Below are 23,123 nucleotides of genomic sequence, written 5' to 3' on the forward strand. Positions count from 1 at the left end.
CTGTTTCACTGAATCACTGATTTCGAGGTAATCCAAATGGCATTCGACAAAGACGCCTTCCTGACCGCCCTGGACAGCATGTCCGTGATGGAACTGAACGACCTGGTCAAGGCGATCGAAGAGAAGTTCGGCGTGTCCGCCGCTGCGATGGCCGCTCCGGCTGCCGGTGGTGCCGGTGCTGCTGCTGCCGTCGTTGAAGAGAAGACCGAATTCAACGTCGTACTGCTCGAAGCTGGCGCCAACAAGGTGTCCGTCATCAAGGCCGTGCGCGAGCTGACCGGCCTGGGTCTGAAGGAAGCCAAGGACCTGGTCGACGGCGCTCCGAAGAACGTCAAGGAAGGCATTGCCAAGGCCGATGCCGAAGCCGCTCTGAAGAAGCTGCTGGAAGCCGGCGCCAAGGCCGAAGTGAAGTAATTCACGCTTCCTCGAAGGGCTGGCGGCCGGAAACGGGCCGCCAGCCTTTTGCGCTTCAGGTCAGTGCTTCAGGGTTTGTCCCTGGAGAGCAGCTGAAAAGACCTTTGGGCTACGCTCGACGGTCTTTCCAAGTGTTCTCTGAACCGACTGCGGAGAACGGGTTTGGTCGGACTCCGGTGCAACGCCGGGGTTGTCCGCCAGCGGCAGGTAGTGGCCTGCCACCAAGCTTCAGGTGCAATACCTGGTGCCAGTCGTCCCGACTTATCGGCCCGAAATGCCCCTGTCCTGGCCCGACGGGTGGCACGCGGCACGGAGTGATTGATGGCGCAAGCAACCCCCTACAGCTACACCGAGCGCAAGCGAATCCGCAAGAGCTTTGGCAAACGCGCGAGTGTGCTGAACGTTCCCTATCTGTTGACGATGCAGAAGGACAGCTATGTGGCTTTCCTTCAGAAGGACGTTCCACCCCAGAAGCGCAAGCCCGAGGGCTTGCAGGCAGCCTTCCTCTCCGCCTTCCCGATCGTGTCGCACAACGGCATGGTCGAGATGAAGTTCCTCGAGTTCAACATCGCGAAGCCCCCCTTCGACGTGCGTGAGTGCCAGCAGCGCGGCCTCACCTTCGCGGCAGCGGTGCGTGCGCGCCTGCAGATGATCATCTATGACCGTGAGGCCTCGACCTCGCAGTCCAAGGTGGTCAAGGAGATCAAGGAGCAGGAGGTCTACATGGGCGAGGTGCCCCTGATGACCGACTACGGCTCCTTCATCGTCAATGGCACCGAGCGCGTCATCGTCAGTCAGCTGCACCGCTCGCCCGGCGTGTTCTTCGAGCACGACAAGGGCAAGACGCACTCGTCGGGCAAGCTGCTGTTCTCGGCACGCATCATCCCCTACCGCGGCTCCTGGCTGGACTTCGAGTTCGACCCGAAGGACATTCTGTACTTCCGTGTCGACCGCCGCCGCAAGATGCCGGTCACGATCCTGCTCAAGGCCATCGGCCTGAACCCCGAGCAGATCCTGGCGCACTTCTTCGTCAACGACCATTTCCGCCTGATGGACACGGGCGCACAGATGGAGCTGGTGCCCGAGCGCCTGAAGGGCGAGATCGCACGCTTCGACATCACCGACAAGGCGGGCAATGTCCTGGCCGAGAAGGACAAGCGCATCACCGCCAAGCACATCCGCCAGCTGGAGGCCTCGGGTACGCAGTTCATCAGCGTGCCGGAAGACTTCCTGGTGGGCCGCGTGGTGGCGCGCAACATGGTCGACGCGGACACCGGCGAGATCGTGGCCAAGGCCAACGAGGAGCTGACCGAGGCGCTGCTGAAGAAGCTGCGCGCCGCGGGCATCAAGGAGCTGCCCTGCCTGTTCACCAACGAGCTGAACCAGGGCGCCTACATCAGCCAGACCCTGGCCAGCGACGAGACGGCCGACCAGTTGGCCGCACGCGTGGCGATCTACCGCATGATGCGCCCCGGCGAGCCGCCGACCGAGGATGCGGTCGAGGCCCTGTTCCATCGCCTGTTCTACAGCGCCGACACCTACGACCTCTCGCGCGTGGGCCGCATGAAGTTCAACGCCCGCGTCGGGCGTGAGGGCTCCGAAGGGCCGATGACGCTGGGCAACGACGATATCCTCGCCGTCGTCAAGATCCTGGTCAGCCTGCGCAACGGCAACGGCGAAGTCGACGACATCGACCACCTGGGCAACCGGCGCGTGCGCTGCGTGGGCGAACTGGCCGAGAACCAGTACCGCTCGGGCTTGGCGCGCATCGAGAAGGCCGTGAAGGAGCGTCTGGGCCAGGCCGAGACCGAGGCCCTGATGCCGCACGACCTGATCAACTCGAAGCCCATCAGCGCTGCGCTGAAGGAGTTCTTCGGGGCGAGCCAGTTGTCGCAGTTCATGGACCAGACCAACCCGCTGTCCGAGATCACGCACAAGCGTCGCGTCTCGGCCCTGGGCCCGGGCGGTCTGACCCGCGAGCGCGCCGGCTTCGAAGTCCGCGACGTGCACCCGACCCACTACGGCCGCGTGTGCCCGATCGAGACGCCTGAAGGCCCGAACATCGGCCTGATCAACTCGCTGGCCCTGTACGCCCGTCTGAACGAATACGGCTTCCTGGAAACACCGTACCGCCGGGTGAAGGACGGTATCGCGTCGACCCAGATCGACTACCTGTCGGCCATCGAGGAAGGCAAGTACGTCATCGCCCAGGCCAACGCCAAGCTGGACGGCGACAACCGCCTGATCGACGAGCTGGTCTCCGCCCGTGAAAAAGGCGACTCGGTGCTGACTTCGCCGGAGCGCATCCAGTACATGGACGTGGCGCCGACGCAGATCGTCTCCGTGGCGGCTTCGCTGGTGCCCTTCCTGGAGCACGATGACGCGAACCGCGCACTGATGGGCGCCAACATGCAGCGCCAGGCCGTGCCGACGCTGCGTCCGGAGAAGGCCTTCGTGGGCACCGGTGTCGAGCGCGTCGCCGCGGTCGACTCGGGCACCGTCGTGACCGCTCGCCGCGGTGGCGTGGTGGACTACGTCGACACCAACCGCATCGTGATCCGCGTGAACGACGCGGAAACGGTGGCCGGTGAAGTGGGCGTGGACATCTACAACCTCATCAAGTACCACCGTTCCAACCAGAACACCAACATCCATCAGCGTCCCATCGTCAGCCGTGGCCACATGGTCGGTGCGGGCGACGTGATCGCCGATGGCGCCTCGACCGACCTGGGTGAACTGGCGCTGGGCCAGAACATGCTGGTCGCGTTCATGCCCTGGAACGGCTACAACTTCGAGGACTCGATCCTGATCTCGGAGCGCGTCGTTGCCGAAGACCGCTACACCTCGATCCACATCGAGGAGCTGGTCGTCATGGCGCGTGACACCAAGCTCGGGCCCGAGGACATCACCCGCGACATCCCGAACCTGAGCGAGCAGCAACTGGGTCGCCTGGACGAGGCGGGCATCGTCTACATCGGCGCCGAGGTCAGCCCGGGCGACGTGCTGGTCGGCAAGGTCACGCCCAAGGGCGAAACCACGCTGACGCCGGAAGAGAAGCTGCTGCGCGCGATCTTCGGCGAGAAGGCCTCCGATGTGAAGGACACCTCGCTGCGGGTCGACCAGGGCACCAACGGCACGGTCATCGACGTGCAGGTCTTCACCCGTGAGGGCATCCAGCGCGACAAGCGTGCCCAGCAGATCATCGACGACGAGCTGAAGCGCTTCCGCCTGGACCTGAACGACCAGCTGCGCATCGTGGAGTCGGACGCCTTCGACCGGATCGAGAAGCTGCTGATCGGCAAGGTGGTCAACGGTGGTCCGCGCAAGATCGCCAAGGGCACCGTGATCGACAAGGCCTATCTGACCGAGGTCGAGAAGTACCACTGGTTCGACATCCGCCCGGCCGAGGACGAGGTGGCCAACCAGCTGGAGTCGATCAAGAACTCGCTGGAGCAGACGCGCCACAGCTTCGACCTGGCTTTCGAAGAAAAGCGCAAGAAGCTGACGCAGGGCGACGAACTGCCCGCCGGCGTGCTGAAGATGGTCAAGGTCTACCTGGCCGTCAAGCGCCGCCTGCAGCCTGGCGACAAGATGGCCGGCCGCCACGGCAACAAGGGTGTGGTGTCCAAGATCACCCCGATCGAGGACATGCCTTACATGGCCGACGGCACCCCTGCCGACATCGTGCTGAACCCACTGGGCGTGCCTTCGCGGATGAACGTGGGCCAGGTCCTGGAAGTGCACCTGGGCTGGGCCGGCAAGGGCATCGGTCAGCGCATCGGCGACATGCTGCAGCAGGAGGCCCGCGTGGCCGAGTTGCGCCAGTTCTTCGATCAGCTCTACAACCAGTCGGGCGGCCGCACCGAGGACCTGGATGCCCTGACCGACACGGAAGTGGTCGAGATGGCGCACAACCTGTCCAAGGGCGTGCCCTTCGCCACCCCGGTGTTCGATGGCGCCAAGGAAGAGGAAATCCGCGCCATGCTGAAGCTGGCGTATCCGGACGACATCGCCAAGAAGAAGGGGCTGACCGAGACGCGTACCCAGGCCTATCTGTACGACGGCCGCACCGGCGAGGCCTTCGAGCGTCCCACTACGGTCGGCTACATGCACGTGCTGAAGCTGCATCACCTGGTGGACGACAAGATGCATGCCCGCTCGACCGGCCCGTACTCGCTGGTGACGCAGCAGCCGCTGGGCGGCAAGGCCCAGTTCGGTGGCCAGCGCTTCGGTGAAATGGAAGTCTGGGCGCTGGAAGCCTACGGCGCGGCTTACGTGCTGCAGGAAATGCTGACCGTGAAGTCCGATGACGTGAACGGCCGCACCAAGGTCTACGAGAACATCGTCAAGGGTGAGCACTCGATCGACGCGGGCATGCCCGAGTCGTTCAACGTGCTGGTCAAGGAAATCCGTTCGCTCGGTATCGACATCGAGCTCGAGCGCAACTAAGCAAGGAGAAAAGGCATGAAGGGACTACTCGACCTTTTCAAGCAGTTCACCCCCGACGAACACTTCGACGCGATCCGCATCGGGCTGGCCAGCCCGGAGAAGATCCGCTCGTGGTCCTTCGGCGAGGTGAAGAAGCCCGAGACGATCAACTACCGGACGTTCAAGCCCGAGCGTGACGGCCTGTTCTGCGCCAAGATCTTCGGCCCGATCAAGGACTACGAGTGCCTGTGCGGCAAGTACAAGCGCCTGAAGCACCGCGGTGTGATCTGCGAGAAGTGCGGCGTCGAAGTGACCCAGACCAAGGTCCGCCGTGACCGCATGGGCCACATCGAGCTGGCAGCACCCTGCGCGCACATCTGGTTCCTGAAGTCGCTGCCGTCGCGCCTGGGCCTGGTGCTCGACATGACGCTGCGCGACATCGAGCGCGTGCTGTACTTCGAAGCCTACGTGGTGGTGGACCCCGGCATGACCCCGCTGAAGAAGTTCAGCATCATGTCCGAGGACGACTACGACGCGAAGCGCCAGGAGTACGGCGACGAGTTCGTCGCGCTGATGGGCGCCGAGGGCATCAAGCACCTGCTGGAGGACATGGACAGCGATGCGGAGATCGACAAGCTCCGCAACGACATGACCGGCTCCGAGCTGAAGATCAAGAAGAACTCCAAGCGCCTGAAGGTCATGGAGGCCTTCAAGAAGTCGGGCATCAAGCCCAACTGGATGGTGCTGGAAGTCCTGCCCGTGCTGCCGCCGGACCTGCGTCCGCTGGTGCCGCTGGACGGTGGCCGCTTCGCGACCTCCGACCTGAACGACCTGTACCGCCGCGTCATCAACCGGAACAACCGCCTGGCTCGCCTGCTGGAGCTGAAGGCGCCGGAAATCATCGTGCGCAACGAAAAGCGCATGCTGCAGGAAGCCGTCGACTCGCTGCTCGACAACGGCCGCCGCGGCAAGGCCATGACCGGTGCGAACAAGCGCGCGCTGAAGTCGCTGGCCGACATGATCAAGGGCAAGTCAGGCCGCTTCCGCCAGAACCTGCTGGGCAAGCGCGTCGACTACTCGGGTCGTTCCGTCATCACCGTGGGCCCGTACCTCAAGCTGCACCAGTGCGGCCTGCCCAAGCTGATGGCGCTGGAGCTGTTCAAGCCCTTCATCTTCTCGCGCCTGGAAGCGATGGGCATCGCCTCCACGATCAAGCAGGCGAAGAAGGAAGTGGAAGCCGGCACGCCGGTGGTGTGGGACATCCTGGAAGAGGTGATCAAGGAGCACCCCGTCCTGCTGAACCGCGCACCGACGCTGCACCGACTGGGCATCCAGGCCTTCGAGCCGGTGCTGATCGAAGGCAAGGCCATTCAGCTGCATCCGCTCGTCTGCTCGGCCTTCAACGCCGACTTCGACGGTGACCAGATGGCCGTTCACGTGCCGCTGTCCATCGAAGCGCAGATGGAAGCGCGCGCCCTGATGCTGGCGTCGAACAACGTGCTCTTCCCGGCCTCGGGCGAGCCGTCGATCGTGCCGTCGCAGGACGTGGTGCTGGGCCTGTACTACGCCACCCGCGAGCGCATCAACGGCAAGGGTGAAGGCATGATCTTCTCCGACGTTGGCGAAGTGCAGCGCGCACTGGACAACGGCGTGATCGAGCTGACCGCGAAGATCAATGTCCGCCTGACCGAGTACAGCCGCAGCGAGAGCGGTGCCTGGCTGCCCACGACCAAGCTGACCGAGACCACGGTCGGCCGTGCCCTGCTGTCCGAGATCCTTCCGAAGGGCCTGCCGTTCACCAACATGAACAAGGCGCTGAAGAAGAAGGAGATCTCGCGCCTGATCAACACCTCCTTCCGCAAGTGCGGCCTGAAGGAGACCGTGGTGTTCGCCGACAAGCTGCTGCAAAGCGGCTTCCGGCTGGCCACGCGCGCAGGCATCTCGATTGCCATCGATGACATGCTGGTGCCCAAGGAGAAGCCCGGCCTGATCGAGCGCGCCGAGAACGAGGTCAAGGAGATCGAGCAGCAGTACGTCTCGGGCCTGGTGACCGCCGGCGAGCGCTACAACAAGGTCGTGGACATCTGGGGCAAGACCGGCGACGAAGTCGGCAAGGTCATGATGCAGCAGCTGTCCAAGCAGAAGGTGATGGACCGCCACGGCAAGGAAGTGGACCAGGAGTCGTTCAACTCCATCTACATGATGGCTGACTCCGGGGCGCGGGGTTCCGCCGCCCAGATCCGCCAGCTGGCGGGTATGCGCGGTCTGATGGCCAAGCCGGACGGCTCGATCATCGAGACGCCGATCACGGCAAACTTCCGCGAAGGCCTGAACGTTCTGCAGTACTTCATCTCCACCCACGGTGCTCGAAAGGGCCTGGCGGACACGGCGCTGAAGACCGCGAACTCGGGTTACCTGACCCGCCGGCTGGTCGACGTGACGCAGGATCTGGTGGTCAACCAGGACGATTGCGGCACCGACAACGGCATCGCGATGCGTGCGCTGGTCGAAGGCGGTGAGGTGATCGAGTCCCTGCGCGACCGCATCCTCGGCCGGGTGACCGCGGTGGATGTGATCCACCCCGAAAACCAGGAAACCCTGATCCGCGGCGGGATGATGCTCGACGAAGAGGCGATGGACATCCTCGAAGCCGCTGGCGTCGACGAGGTCAAGGTCCGCACGCCGCTGACCTGCGACACCCGCTTCGGCATCTGTGCCAAGTGCTATGGCCGCGACCTGGGCCGCGGCGGCCTGGTCAACACCGGCGAGGCGGTGGGCGTGATCGCGGCGCAGTCGATCGGTGAGCCGGGCACGCAGCTGACGATGCGTACCTTCCACATCGGTGGTGCGGCCTCGCGTGCGGCGGTGGCGTCCAGCGTGGACGCCAAGTCCGAGGGCTACATCGGCTTCAACAGCACGATGCGCTACGTGACCAACGCCAAGGGCGAGCTGGTGGTGATCTCGCGTTCCGGCGAAATCATCATCTCCGACCAGCACGGCCGCGAGCGCGAGCGCCACAAGGTGCCCTACGGCGCCACGCTGAACATCAAGGCTGACCAGCACATCAAGGCGGGCACGGTGCTCGGCAACTGGGACCCGCTGACTCGCCCGATCATCACCGAGTTCGCCGGCAAGATGCGCTTCGAGAACGTCGAGGAAGGCGTGACCGTGGCGAAGCAGGTCGACGAGGTGACGGGCCTGTCGACCCTGGTCGTGATCGATCCGAAGCGCCGTGGCGCCGCCAAGGTGGTGCGCCCTCAGGTCAAGCTGCTGGACGCCAGCGGCCACGAGGTGAAGATCCCCGGCACCGACCACTCGGTGACGATCGGCTTCCCGGTAGGCGCGCTGATCCAGGTGCGCGACGGCCAGGACGTGATGCCCGGCGAAGTGCTGGCGCGCATCCCGGTCGAAGGCCAGAAGACCCGCGACATCACCGGCGGTCTGCCGCGGGTGGCTGAGCTGTTCGAAGCCCGCTCGCCCAAGGACAAGGGCATCCTGGCCGAGATGACCGGTACGGTCTCCTTCGGCAAGGAGACCAAGGGCAAGGTGCGTCTGCAGATCACCGACCCGGACGGCAAGGTCTACGAAGAACTGGTGCCCAAGGAAAAGAACATCCTGGTGCACGAAGGCCAGGTGGTCAACAAGGGCGAAAACATCGTCGACGGTCCGGCCGATCCGCAGGACATCCTGCGCCTGCTGGGCGTCGAGGAACTGGCACGCTACATCGTCGACGAGGTGCAGGACGTCTACCGTCTGCAGGGCGTGAAGATCAACGACAAGCACATCGAGGTGATCGTTCGCCAGATGCTGCGCCGCGTTCAGATCGTCAACCCGGGCGACAGCACCTACATCGCAGGTGAGCAGGTCGAGCGCTCGGAACTGTTCGACACCAACGACCGGCTGCGTGGCGAGGACAAGATCCCTGCCACGTACTCCGACGTGCTGCTGGGCATCACCAAGGCCTCGCTGTCGACCGATTCGTTCATCTCCGCGGCTTCCTTCCAGGAAACCACCCGCGTGCTGACCGAAGCGGCGATCATGGGCAAGCGCGACGAGCTGCGTGGTCTGAAGGAAAACGTCATCGTCGGTCGCCTGATCCCCGCTGGTACCGGCCTGGCCTACCATCAGGCCCGCAAGGCCAAGGAAGAGATGGACGACAACGAGCGTCGCCTCATCGCCATGCAGGAAGCGCAAGACGCCTTCGCGGCGGTGGATGCCGAGACCGCTGCGGCCGCGGCTTCCGGCGACTTGGCGAACGAGGACTGATCGCTTGCTTGTGCGTGCGGGCACTATTTTCAGGAATCAGAAAATAGTGCTTGCATCGCGAAGCAAAACCCTCTTATAATATATTTCTCAGTCGCGGAGTGGAGCAGTCTGGTAGCTCGTTGGGCTCATAACCCAAAGGTCGCAGGTTCAAATCCTGCCTCCGCAACCAAATTCAGGACCCGTCGCATCGCAAGGTGCGACGGGTTTTTTCATGCTGGCATCAGCCGGCCACCCACGGCGGTCGACGTCCTGGCGCAGCATCCGCGCCAATGCTGCCGTTGGCCGGCTATGCGGGAATCCACCTGGCGAGCGTGGCGTAGAGCAGGTCTGGCTCAATGGGCTTGCTGGTGAAGTCGTTCATGCCGGATGCCATGCAACGTCTGCGGTCCTCTTCGGAGGCGTTGGCCGTCATCGCGATGATGGGCATGCCCAAACCCAGGGCGCGGATCTCGCGCGTGGCCTGGAGTCCGTCCATGACTGGCATCTGCATGTCCATCAAGATCAGGTCGTAGCGGCCCGACCGCGCCTTCTCGATGGCCTCCCGGCCGTCGTTGGCGACGTCGACGACCAGTCCCGCGCTTTCCAGGAAGTGGATCGCCACCAGCTGGTTGATCTCGTTGTCGTCCGCCACCAGGACCTGGCTGCCGGCCCGCAGCGGCACGGCTGCGGTTGCCAGCGGCTCCGATGCCCGTGGTGCGTCGCGCTTGAGGCTTGCGGTGAACCAGAACGTGCTGCCTTGCCCTGGGGTGCTGTCCACGCCCACTTCGCCGTCCATCAACTGGGCCAGCTGCTTCGAAATGGCCAGGCCAAGGCCGCTGCCGCCGAACTTGCGCGAGGTGGATACCTCCGCCTGCTCGAAGGCGCCGAAGATGCGCGCCTGGTTCTCGGCCGAGATGCCGACGCCGGTGTCGGTGACTTCGAAACGCACTTTCACGCGCTCGCCCTGATCGTCCAGCAGCCGTGAGCGCAGGGTGATGCTGCCCTGTTGGGTGAACTTGACGGCGTTGCCGATGTAGTTGATCAGGATCTGACTGATGCGCATTGAATCACCCATCAGCTGCATTTGCGCCAACGCCGGATCCAGCGCGACCGCCAGTTCCAGCCGCTTCGCCTGTACCCGGTCGATCAGCATGCTGCGCACATTGTCGAACAGCGTGTCGAAATGGATCGGAACCTCCTCGATCTCCATGCGCTCGGCCTCGAGCCGGGAATAGTCGAGCACGTTGTTGATGATGCCCAACAGATGCCGGGTCGACCCGACGATGCTGCGCAGGTTCTCCAGGTGTTCGGGGTTGTCGATGCTGCCTTGCAGCAGGTGCGTCAGACCCAGGATGGAGCTCATCGGGGTGCGGATCTCGTGGCTCATGTGGGCCAGGAAGGCGCTTTTGGCTAGGCTGGCTGCCACCGCCTCGTCGCGCAGGCGCTCCAATTCCGACTGGGTGGCACGCAACTCCGCTTCCGCCTTGATCCGACGGTTGATCTCCCGGGTCAGCTGGATCGTCCGGTTGGCGAGCTTGTCGTACATGCCCATCACCGTGTCGATCAGTACCCGGGTGGCACCGGACATCTCTATGTCCGCCAGATCCTTGGCCTGCGCCAGCGACATGCCTGAGGGCAGCGCCAGCACCACCTTGGCCATGCGCTTGTCCGACTCGATGATGTGCAGGGCAAGCCAATGGGTGAGGAACTGGACGATTTCCTCGATGACCTCGTCGGCCGTTTCCTCGGTTTCCCGGGACTTGATGTCCTTCAGCTTGCCGATGAAGTCGCCGTGGGCGTTCCGATGCCATTCGGCCCAGGCGTCATCGCCGAAGTAGGCACTCCAGATCGCTTCCTCGGTCGAGAAATGGACGGCGGTGTAGTCCTTCAGCTCATCGAAAATCTTGCCCAGGGCGGGCGCGTCAGACTGGAAGGCCAGGTGCCCGACCAGCACATTGAGCAAATCGATCAGCCGCCGGTGCTGTTCATCGATCTTCTCGATGCCGGTGGCGAAGTTGTCACTCCACGGGAAGATTTCGACGTTGTAGGGCATACAAGGGGGATGGGTTGCTGCAGCGCTGCCGAAGCGGACCATTCAAGAGACCCAGAGACCCGCAGGCACAGACAGTGGACCACCTCGACCGTGCTCGAAGCGGCGCTCCTGAGCAAGGTCGCAGGCGTTTCGCGCGCGCTGCGACGGCGCGTGGCAGGACCGGATGGCCAGCGTTGACTCGGAGGGACATGTCGCCCACAAGTGTGCCACCCGGCCCGGCGGATACGATCCGCAACCGCCCCGGGCCCGGAAAGGAAAAACCCCTGCTTCGGCGCCGGGGGCGCTTCTACAGGGGCCTGATCCGGCAGCAACTGCCAGAGCGGGAAATCAATGCATCACTGCAGCTTGATCTCGACGTCCACGCCAGCCGGCAGGTCCAGCTTCATCAGCGCGTCGACGGTCTTGTCCGTCGGGTCGACGATGTCCATCAGGCGCTGGTGGGTGCGGATCTCGAACTGGTCGCGGCTGGTCTTGTTGACGTGCGGCGAGCGCAGGATGTCGAAACGCTGCATGCGCGTCGGCAGGGGCACGGGACCCTTGACGATCGCGCCGGTGCGCTTGGCGGTGTCGACGATTTCCAGGGCCGATTGATCGATCAGCTTGTAGTCGAACGCCTTCAGGCGGATGCGGATCTTTTGCTTTTGCATGACGGTTCCTTCAAAAGAGCGATGAGGCCGACCGGGTGTCTCTGCCTGGTCGGCCGGTCATGCAATTACTCGATGATCTTGGCGACGACGCCAGCACCGACGGTGCGGCCGCCTTCACGGATGGCGAAGCGCAGGCCTTCTTCCATGGCGATCGGGGCAATCAGCTTGACCGTGATCGACACGTTGTCACCCGGCATCACCATTTCCTTGTCGGCCGGCAGCTCGATGGCGCCGGTCACGTCGGTGGTGCGGAAGTAGAACTGCGGGCGGTAGTTGTTGAAGAACGGGGTGTGGCGCCCACCCTCTTCCTTCGACAGCACGTACACCTCGCCCGTGAAGTGGGTGTGCGGCTTGATGGAGCCCGGCTTGCACAGCACTTGGCCGCGCTCGACGTCTTCACGCTTGGTGCCGCGCAGCAGGATGCCCACGTTGTCGCCCGCCTGACCTTGGTCCAGCAGCTTGCGGAACATTTCCACGCCGGTGCAGGTGGTGGTCTGGGTGGCCTTGATGCCCACGATTTCGATGGACTCGCCGACCTTGATGATGCCGCGCTCGATACGGCCGGTCACCACGGTGCCACGACCCGAAATCGAGAACACGTCTTCCACGGGCATCAGGAAGGTGCCATCAATGGCGCGCTCGGGCGTCGGGATGTAGGTATCCAGCGCGTCAGCCAGCTTCATGATGGCTTCTTCGCCCAGGGGACCCTTGTCGCCTTCGAGCGCCAGCTTGGCCGAGCCCTTGATGATCGGGGTGTCGTCGCCGGGGAAGTCGTACTTGGACAGGAGCTCGCGAACTTCCATCTCGACCAGTTCGAGCAGCTCTTCGTCGTCCACCATGTCGGCCTTGTTCAGGAAGACGATGATGTAGGGCACGCCCACCTGACGCGACAGCAGGATGTGCTCGCGGGTCTGGGGCATCGGACCGTCAGCGGCCGAGCACACCAGGATCGCACCGTCCATCTGGGCCGCGCCGGTGATCATGTTCTTCACATAGTCGGCGTGTCCCGGGCAGTCCACGTGCGCGTAGTGACGGTTGGCCGTCTCGTACTCGACGTGCGCGGTGTTGATGGTGATGCCGCGCGCCTTCTCTTCCGGCGCCGCGTCGATCTGGTCGTAGGCCTTGGCGGTGCCACCGAACTTGGCCGACAGCACGGTCGTGATCGCCGCCGTCAGCGTCGTCTTGCCGTGGTCCACGTGTCCAATGGTCCCCACGTTCACGTGCGGCTTGGTACGTTCAAACTTTTCTTTTGCCATTGCTTTCTCCGGGAAAGAGCGTTGCCGGTGGTCGGTTTAAGGTTTCCGCCCTGGGTTCAAGTCGCATGCCGCCGGCAGCACGCGTCCCCAGGACGAAGACCAGTGAAAATTACTTCGAACGGGCCGTGATGATGGCTTCGGCGACGTTGCGAGGAGCTTCGCTGTAGTGCTTGAACTCCATCGTGTAGGTCGCGCGACCCTGGGTGGCCGAGCGCAGCGAGGTCGAGTAGCCGAACATCTCGGACAGGGGGACCTCCGCCTTGATGATCTTGCCGCCACCGACCATGTCGTCCATGCCCTGCACCATGCCGCGACGCGAGGACAGATCGCCCATCACGGTACCGGCGTAGTCTTCCGGGGTCTCGACTTCCACGGCCATCATCGGCTCCAGGATCACGGGGCTGGCCTTGCGGCAAGCGTCCTTGAAGCCCATCGAAGCCGCCATCTTGAAGGCGTTTTCGTTCGAGTCCACTTCGTGGTACGAACCGAAGGTCAGCGTGACCTTGACGTCCACCACCGGGAAGCCGGCCAGCACGCCGTTGGGCAGCGTGTCGATCAGGCCCTTTTCCACCGCGGGGATGAACTCGCGCGGCACCACGCCGCCCTTGATCGCATCGACGAACTCGAAGCCCTTGCCCGGCTCCTGCGGCTCGACGGTCAGCACGACGTGGCCGTACTGGCCCTTGCCGCCCGATTGGCGCACGAACTTGCCGTCCACGCCTTCGACCTTGGAGCGGATGGTTTCGCGGTAGGCCACCTGCGGCTTGCCCACGTTGGCTTCCACGCCGAACTCGCGCTTCATGCGGTCGACAATGATCTCCAGGTGCAGCTCGCCCATGCCGGAGATGATGGTCTGGCCGGACTCCTCGTCGGTGCGCACGCGGAACGACGGATCCTCGGCGGCCAGGCGACCCAGCGCGATGCCCATCTTTTCCTGGTCGGCCTTGGTCTTGGGCTCGACGGCCTGCGAGATCACCGGCTCCGGGAAGATCATCTTCACCAGCGTGATCGGCGCGTCGATGTCGCACAGGGTTTCGCCCGTGGTGACTTCCTTCAGGCCCACGCAGGCGGCGATGTCGCCGGCCAGGATCTCCTTGATTTCCTCACGCTGGTTGGCGTGCATCTGCAGGATCCGGCCGATGCGCTCCTTCTTGCCGCGGATCGGGTTGTACACCGTCGAGCCGGAGTTCAGCACGCCGGAATACACGCGCACGAAGGTCAGCTGACCGACGAACGGGTCGGTCATCAGTTTGAAGGCCAGCGCAGCAAACTTTTCCTTGTCGTCCGCCTTGCGAGAGACTTCCTTGTCGTCATCGTCCGTGCCGGTCACCGGGGGGATGTCCACCGGGGAGGGCAGGTAGTCGATCACGGCGTCGAGCATGCGCTGCACGCCCTTGTTCTTGAACGCGGTGCCGCACAGCATGGGCTGGATCTCGCAGGCGATGGTGCGCGTGCGGATCGCCAGCTTGATCTCGTCCTCGGTCAGATCACCCGTTTCGAGGTACTTGTTCATCAGGTCCTCGGTCGCCTCGGCGGCGGCTTCGACCATCTTTTCGCGCCACTCCTGGGCCTGAGCCTGCAGATCGGCGGGGATGTCCTCGAAGGTGAACTTCATGCCCTGCGACGCCTCGTCCCAGAAGATGGCCTTCATCTTCAGCAGGTCGACCACGCCCTTGAAGGTGTCCTCGGCGCCGATGGGGATCACCACCGCGACCGGGTTGGCCTTCAGGCGGGTCTTCATCTGGTCATAGACCTTGAAGAAGTTCGCGCCGGTGCGGTCCATCTTGTTGACGAACGCGAGGCGGGGCACCTTGTACTTGTTGGCCTGGCGCCAGACGGTCTCCGACTGGGGCTGCACGCCGCCGACTGCGCAGTACACCATGCAAGCGCCGTCGAGCACGCGCATCGAACGCTCCACCTCGATGGTGAAGTCGACGTGCCCCGGGGTGTCGATGATGTTGAAGCGGTGTTCCGGATAGGACATGTCCATGCCCTTCCAGAAACAGGTCGTCGCGGCCGACGTGATCGTGATGCCGCGCTCCTGCTCCTGCTCCATCCAGTCCATCGTGGCCGCACCATCGTGCACTTCACCGATCTTGTGGTTCACACCGGTGTAGAAGAGGATGCGCTCGGTCGTGGTGGTCTTGCCGGCATCGATGTGCGCCGAGATACCGATGTTGCGGTAGCGCTCGATGGGGGTTTGACGTGCCATGTGTCACTCCAAAAGCCAGAAATGGCGAAAGCCGCCCGGGGTCAGCAGAAACCCTGAGCGGCTACAGAACGTTAGATCAGAAGCGGAAGTGCGAGAAGGCCTTGTTGGCTTCTGCCATGCGGTGCACTTCGTCGCGCTTCTTCATCGCGCCGCCGCGGCCTTCGCAGGCCTCCAGCAGTTCGTTGGCGAGGCGCTGGGCCATCGACTTCTCGCTGCGCTTGCGGGCCGATTCCTTCAGCCAACGCATGGCCAGGGCCATGCGGCGGATGGGGCGAACTTCCACGGGAACTTGGTAGTTCGCGCCACCGACGCGGCGGCTCTTGACTTCGACCATGGGCTTCACGTTGTTCAGCGCGGTCAGGAACACTTCCAGCGGATCCTTGCCGGCCTTCTTCTCGACCTGATCGAGGGCGCCGTAGATGATCCGCTCAGCCACGGCCTTCTTGCCGGACTCCATGATCACGTTCATGAACTTGGACAGATCGACCGAACCGAACTTCGGGTCCGGCAGGATCTCGCGCTTGGGTACTTCGCGACGACGAGGCATTTCTCTTCCTTCATCTTCAGTTGGTGCTGGTTGCCCGGCACCCTGGACGACCACGACTCACGGGTCATCCACTTACTCGGCACGGCCCGCCACTCTGGGGCGTCGACCTGCCGCAATCTTTCACACGCCAGCCTGACAGCCGGATGTGACCACCGTTTGTCAGAACGCCGATCAGGCCTTCTTGGGGCGCTTGGCGCCGTACTTGGAGCGCGATTGCTTGCGGTCCTTGACACCTTGCAGGTCGAGCGAGCCGCGCACGATGTGATAGCGCACACCCGGCAGATCCTTGACCCGGCCGCCGCGCACCAGCACGACGCTGTGCTCCTGCAGGTTGTGGCCTTCACCGCCGATGTACGAGATCACCTCGAAACCGTTGGTCAGACGCACCTTGGCGACCTTGCGAAGCGCCGAGTTCGGCTTCTTCGGGGTGGTGGTGTAGACGCGGGTGCAAACACCGCGGCGCTGCGGGCAGTTCTGCATCGCAGGCGACTTGGACTTCGTGACCTCGGCCTGACGGCCTTGGCGCACGAGCTGGTTGATGGTCGGCATAGGTAACTTGTTCCCGTTTGAAGTTACGCAGGTCCACGGTGGACCTTGTTCCTCTTCCCGTCTGCAGCTGGCAGCCCGCAATGAGCGCAGCATGAACGGAAAAGCCGAAGATTATAGGGGCAAGGGGTGGGGGCCGGCAAGGCGTGACCTCACGGTAGGATCTTGGCGATCCCTGGTCGCACGGAATCGCACCCAAGAATCACACGAGGAGATCGCCTTGCCCGTCATCACCGAGATCGAAGATCTGCGCCAGTTGGCGCGCCGCCGTGTGCCGCGCATGTTCTACGAGTACGTTGACACCGGCTCCTGGACCGAGTCGACCTACCGAGCCAACGAGAGCGAGTTCCAGAAGATCAAGCTGCGTCAGCGCGTGGCGGTGAACCTGGAGCACCGGTCCACGGCAGCCACGATGGCCGGTGTGGACGTGCGCATGCCGGTGGCGCTGGCGCCCACGGGGCTCACGGGCATGCAGCACGCCGACGGCGAGATCCTGGCCGCACGCGCTGCCGAGGCCTTCGGCGTGCCCTTCACCCTGTCGACGATGAGCATCTGTTCGATCGAGGACGTGGCGGCGCACACGAAGGCGCCGTTCTGGTTCCAGCTCTACGTGATGCGCGACCGCGACTTCATCGAGCGCCTGATCGAGCGCGCCAAGGCCGCCGGCTGCGGCGCGCTGGTGCTGACGCTGGACCTGCAGATCATCGGGCAGCGCCACCGCGACCTGAAGAACGGCCTGTCGGTGCCGCCGCAGCCCAAGCTGGCGAACCTGCTGAACATGCTGACCAAGCCCCGCTGGTGCCTGGGCATGCTGGGCACGAAGCGGCGCCAGTTCGGCAACGTCATCGGCCACGTCAAGGGGGTGGACGACATGTCCAGCCTGGGGGCGTGGACCAACCAGCAGTTCGACCCCCGCCTGAACTGGGGCGACGTGGAGTGGATCAAGAAGCGCTGGGGCGGCAAACTGATCCTCAAGGGCATCCAGGATGTCGAGGACGCCCGCCTCGCGGTGGAAACGGGTGCGGACGCGCTCATCGTCAGCAACCACGGTGGTCGCCAGCTCGACGGTGCCCTGGCCAGCATCGAGGCCCTGCCGGCCATCGCTGCCGCGGTCGGGGATCGCATCGAGGTGCACATGGATGGCGGCATCCGCTCCGGCCAGGACGTGCTCAAGGCCTGGGCGTTGGGCGCGCGCGGCACGTACATCGGCCGGTCCTTCCTCTACGGACTGGGTGCGCTGGGCGAGGCGGGCGTCACCAAGGCCCTGGAGATCATCCACAAGGAGCTGGACCTGACGATGGCCTTTACCGGAAACACGCGGCTGACCGACGTGGGCCGGTCCATCCTGGTCCCGGGGACCTACCCGTTGCCAGGGGTTTGAGGCGGGCTTGCCTGTGCGGTGTCGGCCTGGGCCAGGGCCAGGTCAGTCCGGCACGAACCGGTCCACCGCGTCGGTGATCACCGCGTCGATGCCCCAGGCCAGCAGGGTTGCAGCGCGGTCGGCATCGTTGACGGTGTAGACCAGCGCCTGCATCCCGCGGGCGTGCAGGTCATCGATGGCCTGGGGGCCATCGACCAGTTGGTGGTTGAGCACCACGGCGCCGCAGCCCAGGCGCTCGGCCACGCCGAGGCAGTCGTCCCAAAGGCTGTCGAGCAGCAGGGCCCGGGGCAGTCCGGGGGCGTCTTGCAGCGCTGCCGCCAGGGACTCCGGTCGGAAGGAACTCAGCAGCGGCCAGGCAGCGTCGCCCGCCGCCACCGCGTCAGTCCACAGCCGCTGCACCGCCGCGGCGACGACCGCGCCGGTGCGCACCTCCTCACCCGGCGTGGGCTTGATCTCGACGTTCAGCGCCAGCCGGTTGGCCAGGCACCAGCGCGCGATGGCCTCCAGCGTCGGCGGCGCCTCGCCGGCATAGAGGCGGCCGTGCCAGGCGCCGGCATCCAGCCGCGCCAGGCGCGACCAGGGCAGGCTGCCCGCCACGGTGTCGGGCGACAGCGTGGGCTCCAGTCCGAGGCCGCTGGCCAGCGTGCGCGCCAGCGTGGCGTCGTGCAGCAAAAAGGGCACGCCGTCGGCGCTGAGCTTGACGTCGCATTCATAGGCGCGCCAGCCCAGGCTGGCGCCCAGCCGGAAAGCGGCCAGCGTGTTCTCGGGCGCGAGCTTGCCAGCGCCACGGTGGGCAATCCAGCGCGGGCCGGTCCAGGCGGGGGTGCTCGGGTGGGTCAAGGCGGACAGCGATCAATCGTCCAGCCGGCGCTGGCTGGACGGGTCGAACCAGTGCAGGCGCTCGGCCAGCACGCGCAGCGGCAGCACCTCGCCGGCCCGCGGCGAGTGTTCGCTGGCGTCCAGCCGCACGGTGAACAGGCTGCCCGGCGCGGTGGCCTGCACCACGCTGGCCGGGGCCGCCGCGCCATCGACATCGCCCAGGCGGCCATGCACCAGGCGCTCGGCGCCCAGCATCTCGACCACCTCGACCTTGAGCGTCCAGCGTGCCTCGCCAGCCGCCGGCTCGCCGTGGGCCACGCCCAGGTGCTCGGGCCGCACGCCGAGGATGCGCTCGCCCTCGCCGGCCACGGGTGCCGCCCCGGGCAGCGCCAAGCGCACGCCCGCGTCGGTGACGAAGGTCGCGCGCGGCCCCAGCCGGCCCGTCAGCAGGTTCATGGGCGGCGAGCCGATGAAGCTGGCCACGAAGGTGGTGGCCGGACGGGCGTAGACCGCCTCGGGCGTGCCGAACTGCTCCATGCGCCCGCCGTTCATCACGATCATGCGCTGCGCCAGCGTCATCGCCTCGACCTGGTCGTGGGTGACGAACAGGCTGGTCACGCCCAGCTCGGCGTGCAGCTTCTGGATCTCCAGCCGCGTCTGCGCGCGCAGCTTGGCGTCCAGGTTGGACAGCGGCTCGTCGAACAGGAAGACCTGTGGCTGGCGCACGATGGCCCGGCCCATGGCCACGCGTTGGCGCTGGCCGCCCGAGAGTTGGCGCGGCCGGCGCTCGAGCAGGCCGCCGAGCTCCAGGATGCGCGCGGCCTTCTCGACACGCTGGCGGATCTCGTCCTTCGGGACCTTGGCGATCTTCAGGCCGTAGGCCATGTTGTCGTACACGCTCATGTGCGGGTAGAGCGCGTAGTTCTGGAACACCATGGCGATGTCGCGCGCGGCCGGCTCCACGTCGTTGACCACCCGCTCGCCCGCGGCGGTGCGAAACACGATCTGGCCGTCCGTCACCTCCTCCAGCCCCGCGACCATGCGCAGCAGCGTGGACTTGCCGCAGCCCGAGGGGCCGACGATGACGACGAACTCGCCCTCGCCGATCTCGGCGTCCAGGCCGTGGATGACGGCGGTGGCCTTGGGGCCGCTGCCGTAGCGCTTGACGATGCCGCGCAGGGAGATGGATGCCATGCTTGTGTTGTCCGGGCGCTGCGGCGCCGGCCTATTTCTCGGTGTCGACCAGGCCCTTGACGAACCACTTCTGCATCAGGATCACCACCAGCGCGGGCGGCAGCATGGCCAGGATGGCGGTGGCCATCACCAGGTTCCAGCCCACCGCGGCGTCGCCGCCGGCGATCATGCGCTTGATGCCGATGACCACCGGGTACATGTCCTCGCTGGTGGTGGCCAGCAGCGGCCAGAGGTACTGATTCCAGCCGTAGATGAACTGGATGACGAAAAGCGCCGCGATCGAGGTGGCCGACAGCGGCACCAGCGTGTCGATGAAGAAGCGCATCGGCCCGGCGCCGTCGATGCGCGAGGCCTCGACGAGCTCGTCGGGCACGGTCAGGAAGAACTGGCGGAACAGGAAGGTGGCGGTGGCCGAGGCGATCAGCGGCACCGTCAGCCCGGCATAGCTGTTGAGCAGGCCCAGGTCGGCCACCACCTGGTAGGTCGGCCCGATGCGCACCTCCACCGGCAGCATCAGCGTCACGAAGATGGCCCAGAAGCACAGGCCGCGCAGCGGGAAGCGGAAGTACACCACCGCGAAGGCCGATAGCAGCGAGATCGAGATCTTGCCCACCGTGATGACCAGCGCGCACACCAGGCTGACCAGCATCATGCGGCCCACCGGCGCATTGGAGCCGCCGCCCTCGCCGGTGCCGGTCAGCGCGGCCCAGTAGTTCTCCAGCCCGTGGCTCCCCGGCCACAGCGGCATGGGCGCCTGCACGATGTCCTGCGCCGTGTGGGTGCTGGCGATAAAGGTCAGGTAGATCGGGAAGGCGACGATCAGCACGCCCAGCACCAGCACCAGGTGCGACAGGACGGTGAGCGCGGGGCGGCGTTCGATCATCGGGGTGGCTTCGGTGGCTTCAGTAGTTGACGCGCCGCTCGACGTAGCGGAACTGCACCACCGTCAGCGCGATGACGATGACCATCAGCACCACCGACTGCGCGGCCGAGCCACCCGAGTCCAGCGCCTTGAAGCCGTCGTAGTAGACCTTGTAGACCAGGATGGCGGTGTCCTTGCCCGGGCCGCCCTGGGTGGCCGCGTCGACGATGGCGAAGGTGTCGAAGAAGGCGTAGACGACGTTGATGACCAGCAGGAAGAAGGTGGTGGGCGACAGCAGCGGGAACTGGATGGTCCAGAAGCGCCGCCACGGCCCCGCGCCGTCGATGGCCGCGGCCTCGATCAGCGACTTCGGAATGCTCTGCAGCCCGGCCAGGAAGAACAGGAAGTTGTAGGAGATCTGCTTCCACACCGCGGCCATGACGATCAGCGCCATGGCCTGGCGGCCGTTGAGCAGGTGGTTCCAGTCCCAGCCCAGTTCGCGCAGGCCCCAGGCCACCACGCCCACGCCCGGCGAGAACATGAAGGTCCAGAGCACGCCGGCCACCGCTGGCGCCACCGCATAGGGCCAGATCAGCAGGGTCTTGTAGACCATCGCGCCACGCACCACGCGGTCGGCAAACTGCGCCAGCAGCAGCGAGATGCTGATGCCCGCCACCGCCACCAGGGCCGAGAACAGCGCGGTGGTGGTGAAGGACTCGACGTACAGCGGATCGGCAAACAGCCGCTTGAAGTTGGCCAGCCCGACCCACTCGGTGCTCAGGCCGAAGGCGTCTTGCTGCTGCACCGACTGCAGCACCGCCTGGCTGGCCGGCCAGAAGAAGAACACGCCGATGACCGCCAGCTGTGGCGTCAGCAGCAGCCAGGGCAGCCAGGTGGAGCGGAAGCGGACGCGTTTTTCCATGCCGTCGCCTCAGGCCGCCGGCGCAGCAGACGGAGCGACTGAGGTCACTTGTTGGCGGCCTGGAAGCGTTCGAGCTGCTCGTTGCCGCGCTGCACCGCCGTGTCCAGCGCCTCCTTGGCGGTCTTCTTGCCGGTCCAGATCTGCTCGGTTTCCTCGTCGATGATGGTGCGGATCTGCACATGGTTGCCCAGGCGGATGCCGCGCGACTTGTCGGTGGTCTTGCGGATCATCTGCGTCACGGCCACGTCGGTGCCGGGCTTCTCCTTGTAGAAGCCGGACTTCTCGGTCAGCTCGTAGGCGGCGGTGGTGATCGGCAGGTAGCCGGTGCGCTTGTGGCTGGCCGACTGCACTTCGGCGTTGGACAGGAAGCTGAAGAAACTGGCCACGCCCTTGTACTCGGGGGCCTTCTTGCCGGCCATCACCCACAGGCTGGCACCGCCGATGACGGTGTTCTGCGGCGCGCCGGGCACGTCGGGGTAATAGGGCAGGGCGGCGATGCCGTAAGCGAACTTGGCCTCCTTGGCCACGCGCGCGTACAGGCCCGACGAGCCGGTCATCATCGCGCACTCGCCCGAGGGGAAGGACACGTCGGCCGCGTTGCCGCGCCCCTTGTAGGTGAACAGGCCCTGCTTGGACATGTTGGCCAGGTTCTCGAAGTGGCGCAGGTGCAGCGGTGAGTTGAAGGCCAGGCGCGCGCCCGTGCCGCCGAAGCCGTTGTTCAGCGTCGCGAACAGGGTGTTGTGCCAGGCCGAGAAGCTCTCCAGCTGCGTCCAGCTGATCCAGCTGGTGGTGAAGGGGCAACGGTGGCCGCTGGCCTTGAGCTTGGCCGCCGCCAGCGCCACCTCCGGCCAGGTGGAGGGTGCCTTGTTCGGGTCCAGGCCGGCCGCCTTGAAGGCGTCCTTGTTGTAATAGAAGATGGTGGTCGAGCTGTTGAACGGGAAGCTCAGCATGCGTCCATCTGGCGCGGTGTAGTAGCCCGCCACTGCTGGCACGTAGGCCTTGGGATCGAACTTGGCGCCGCCTTCCTTCATCACGTCGGCCACCGGCTTGATGGCGCCCTTGCTGGCCATCATCGTGGCGGTGCCGACCTCGAAGACCTGCAGGATGTGCGGCGCGTTGCCGGCCCGAAACGCCGCGATGGCCGCGGTCATCGATTCGTCGTAGGTGCCCTTGTAGGTCGGCACGACCTTGTAGTCGGTCTGGCTGGCGTTGTACTGCTTGGCCAGGTCGTTGACCCATTCACCCAGCGGGCCGCTCATCGCGTGCCACCATTGGATCTCCGTCTGGGCGTGGGCGGGCAGGCTGATCGCCGCCGCAACCACAGCAAGCGTAGCGAACGTGTAGGTCTTCTTCATGGTGACTCCGTCGGCAACAGGGGTGTCCGGGGCCTGCGTCCAGGCAAGCCCTGCAGCCTAGGCAGCGCGGATGACGGTGCCGTGACACAACCCACCCCGTGTTTCTGTCACGAGATGCGCCCCCCGTCCATGCGGGTTTGAGGCAGTGGACAGCCGGCGCCGGATGCTGGCTGAAAGGCCTGCGCCGACGAGCCCATGGGCCCCTGAAGTACCATCATGAGCCGCATGCGGCCCGCTTGGTC

15 protein-coding genes and 1 tRNA gene are annotated in these 23,123 nt (G+C 65.1%); 5 read left to right on the forward strand and 11 right to left on the reverse strand.

Going from position 1 to position 23,123, the window contains the following annotated elements; translation table 11 throughout:
- Window positions 1–36: 36 nt before the first annotated feature.
- The 4 genes from rplL to NGK70_RS05275 all read left to right on the forward strand — a co-directional run bounded on the left by rplL (window position 37) and on the right by NGK70_RS05275 (window position 9,277).
- Complete coding sequence (rplL, locus tag NGK70_RS05260; RefSeq protein ID WP_251972235.1) at window positions 37–414, forward strand: 50S ribosomal protein L7/L12; 378 nt, start codon at window positions 37–39, stop codon at window positions 412–414.
- Window positions 415–735: 321 nt separating this feature from the next.
- Window positions 736–4,863, forward strand: a complete 4,128-nt coding sequence (gene rpoB, locus NGK70_RS05265; protein WP_251972236.1) for a DNA-directed RNA polymerase subunit beta — start codon at window positions 736–738, stop codon at window positions 4,861–4,863.
- 15 nt (window positions 4,864–4,878) lie between these two features.
- Complete coding sequence (rpoC, locus tag NGK70_RS05270) at window positions 4,879–9,108, forward strand: DNA-directed RNA polymerase subunit beta' (RefSeq protein ID WP_251972237.1); 4,230 nt, start codon at window positions 4,879–4,881, stop codon at window positions 9,106–9,108.
- A 92-nt stretch (window positions 9,109–9,200) separates the two neighbouring features.
- Window positions 9,201–9,277 (forward strand) — tRNA-Met (locus NGK70_RS05275).
- 117 nt (window positions 9,278–9,394) lie between these two features.
- On the opposite strand, the gene NGK70_RS05280 is transcribed toward NGK70_RS05275, so the two are convergent.
- From NGK70_RS05280 to rpsL, 6 genes are all read right to left on the reverse strand, one after another.
- A complete protein-coding gene (locus tag NGK70_RS05280; protein ID WP_251972238.1) occupies window positions 9,395–11,182 on the reverse strand; it encodes a bacteriohemerythrin in 1,788 nt (595 codons plus the stop codon).
- Between the two features lie 293 nt (window positions 11,183–11,475).
- Window positions 11,476–11,787, reverse strand: coding sequence for a 30S ribosomal protein S10 (gene rpsJ / locus NGK70_RS05285; protein WP_019561663.1), 312 nt, complete (start codon window positions 11,785–11,787; stop codon window positions 11,476–11,478).
- A gap of 65 nt (window positions 11,788–11,852) precedes the next feature.
- Complete coding sequence (tuf, locus tag NGK70_RS05290) at window positions 11,853–13,043, reverse strand: elongation factor Tu (RefSeq protein ID WP_251972239.1); 1,191 nt, start codon at window positions 13,041–13,043, stop codon at window positions 11,853–11,855.
- Window positions 13,044–13,152: 109 nt separating this feature from the next.
- Window positions 13,153–15,255, reverse strand: coding sequence for an elongation factor G (fusA, locus tag NGK70_RS05295; protein WP_251972240.1), 2,103 nt, complete (start codon window positions 15,253–15,255; stop codon window positions 13,153–13,155).
- A 76-nt stretch (window positions 15,256–15,331) separates the two neighbouring features.
- Window positions 15,332–15,802 (reverse strand): 30S ribosomal protein S7, encoded by a 471-nt coding sequence (rpsG, locus tag NGK70_RS05300; RefSeq protein WP_251972241.1) that lies wholly within the window; start codon window positions 15,800–15,802, stop codon window positions 15,332–15,334.
- Window positions 15,803–15,973: 171 nt separating this feature from the next.
- Window positions 15,974–16,351, reverse strand: coding sequence for a 30S ribosomal protein S12 (gene rpsL / locus NGK70_RS05305; protein ID WP_009855881.1), 378 nt, complete (start codon window positions 16,349–16,351; stop codon window positions 15,974–15,976).
- A gap of 217 nt (window positions 16,352–16,568) precedes the next feature.
- On the opposite strand from rpsL, the gene NGK70_RS05310 reads away from it, so the two are divergent.
- Complete coding sequence (locus NGK70_RS05310) at window positions 16,569–17,729, forward strand: alpha-hydroxy acid oxidase (RefSeq protein WP_251972242.1); 1,161 nt, start codon at window positions 16,569–16,571, stop codon at window positions 17,727–17,729.
- 42 nt (window positions 17,730–17,771) lie between these two features.
- Here NGK70_RS05310 and ugpQ read toward each other — a convergent pair whose 3' ends face one another.
- From ugpQ to ugpB, 5 genes are read right to left on the reverse strand one after another with little or no spacing between them, the layout of a single operon-like run.
- Complete coding sequence (gene ugpQ / locus NGK70_RS05315) at window positions 17,772–18,569, reverse strand: glycerophosphodiester phosphodiesterase (RefSeq protein ID WP_251972243.1); 798 nt, start codon at window positions 18,567–18,569, stop codon at window positions 17,772–17,774.
- 12 nt (window positions 18,570–18,581) lie between these two features.
- Entirely contained in the window at window positions 18,582–19,742 is a 1,161-nt protein-coding gene (locus tag NGK70_RS05320) for a sn-glycerol-3-phosphate import ATP-binding protein UgpC (protein WP_251972244.1), read from the reverse strand.
- 31 nt (window positions 19,743–19,773) lie between these two features.
- A complete protein-coding gene (gene ugpE / locus NGK70_RS05325) occupies window positions 19,774–20,625 on the reverse strand; it encodes a sn-glycerol-3-phosphate ABC transporter permease UgpE (RefSeq protein ID WP_251972245.1) in 852 nt (283 codons plus the stop codon).
- A gap of 19 nt (window positions 20,626–20,644) precedes the next feature.
- Window positions 20,645–21,526 carry a sn-glycerol-3-phosphate ABC transporter permease UgpA gene (ugpA, locus tag NGK70_RS05330; RefSeq protein WP_251972246.1) on the reverse strand — a complete coding sequence of 294 codons (882 nt, stop codon included), beginning with the start codon at window positions 21,524–21,526 and terminating at the stop codon, window positions 20,645–20,647.
- 44 nt (window positions 21,527–21,570) lie between these two features.
- Window positions 21,571–22,881 (reverse strand): sn-glycerol-3-phosphate ABC transporter substrate-binding protein UgpB, encoded by a 1,311-nt coding sequence (ugpB, locus tag NGK70_RS05335; protein WP_251972247.1) that lies wholly within the window; start codon window positions 22,879–22,881, stop codon window positions 21,571–21,573.
- Window positions 22,882–23,123: the final 242 nt, after the last annotated feature.

This window comes from Sphaerotilus microaerophilus (assembly GCF_023734135.1).
GTDB lineage: Bacteria > Pseudomonadota > Gammaproteobacteria > Burkholderiales > Burkholderiaceae_C > Sphaerotilus > Sphaerotilus microaerophilus.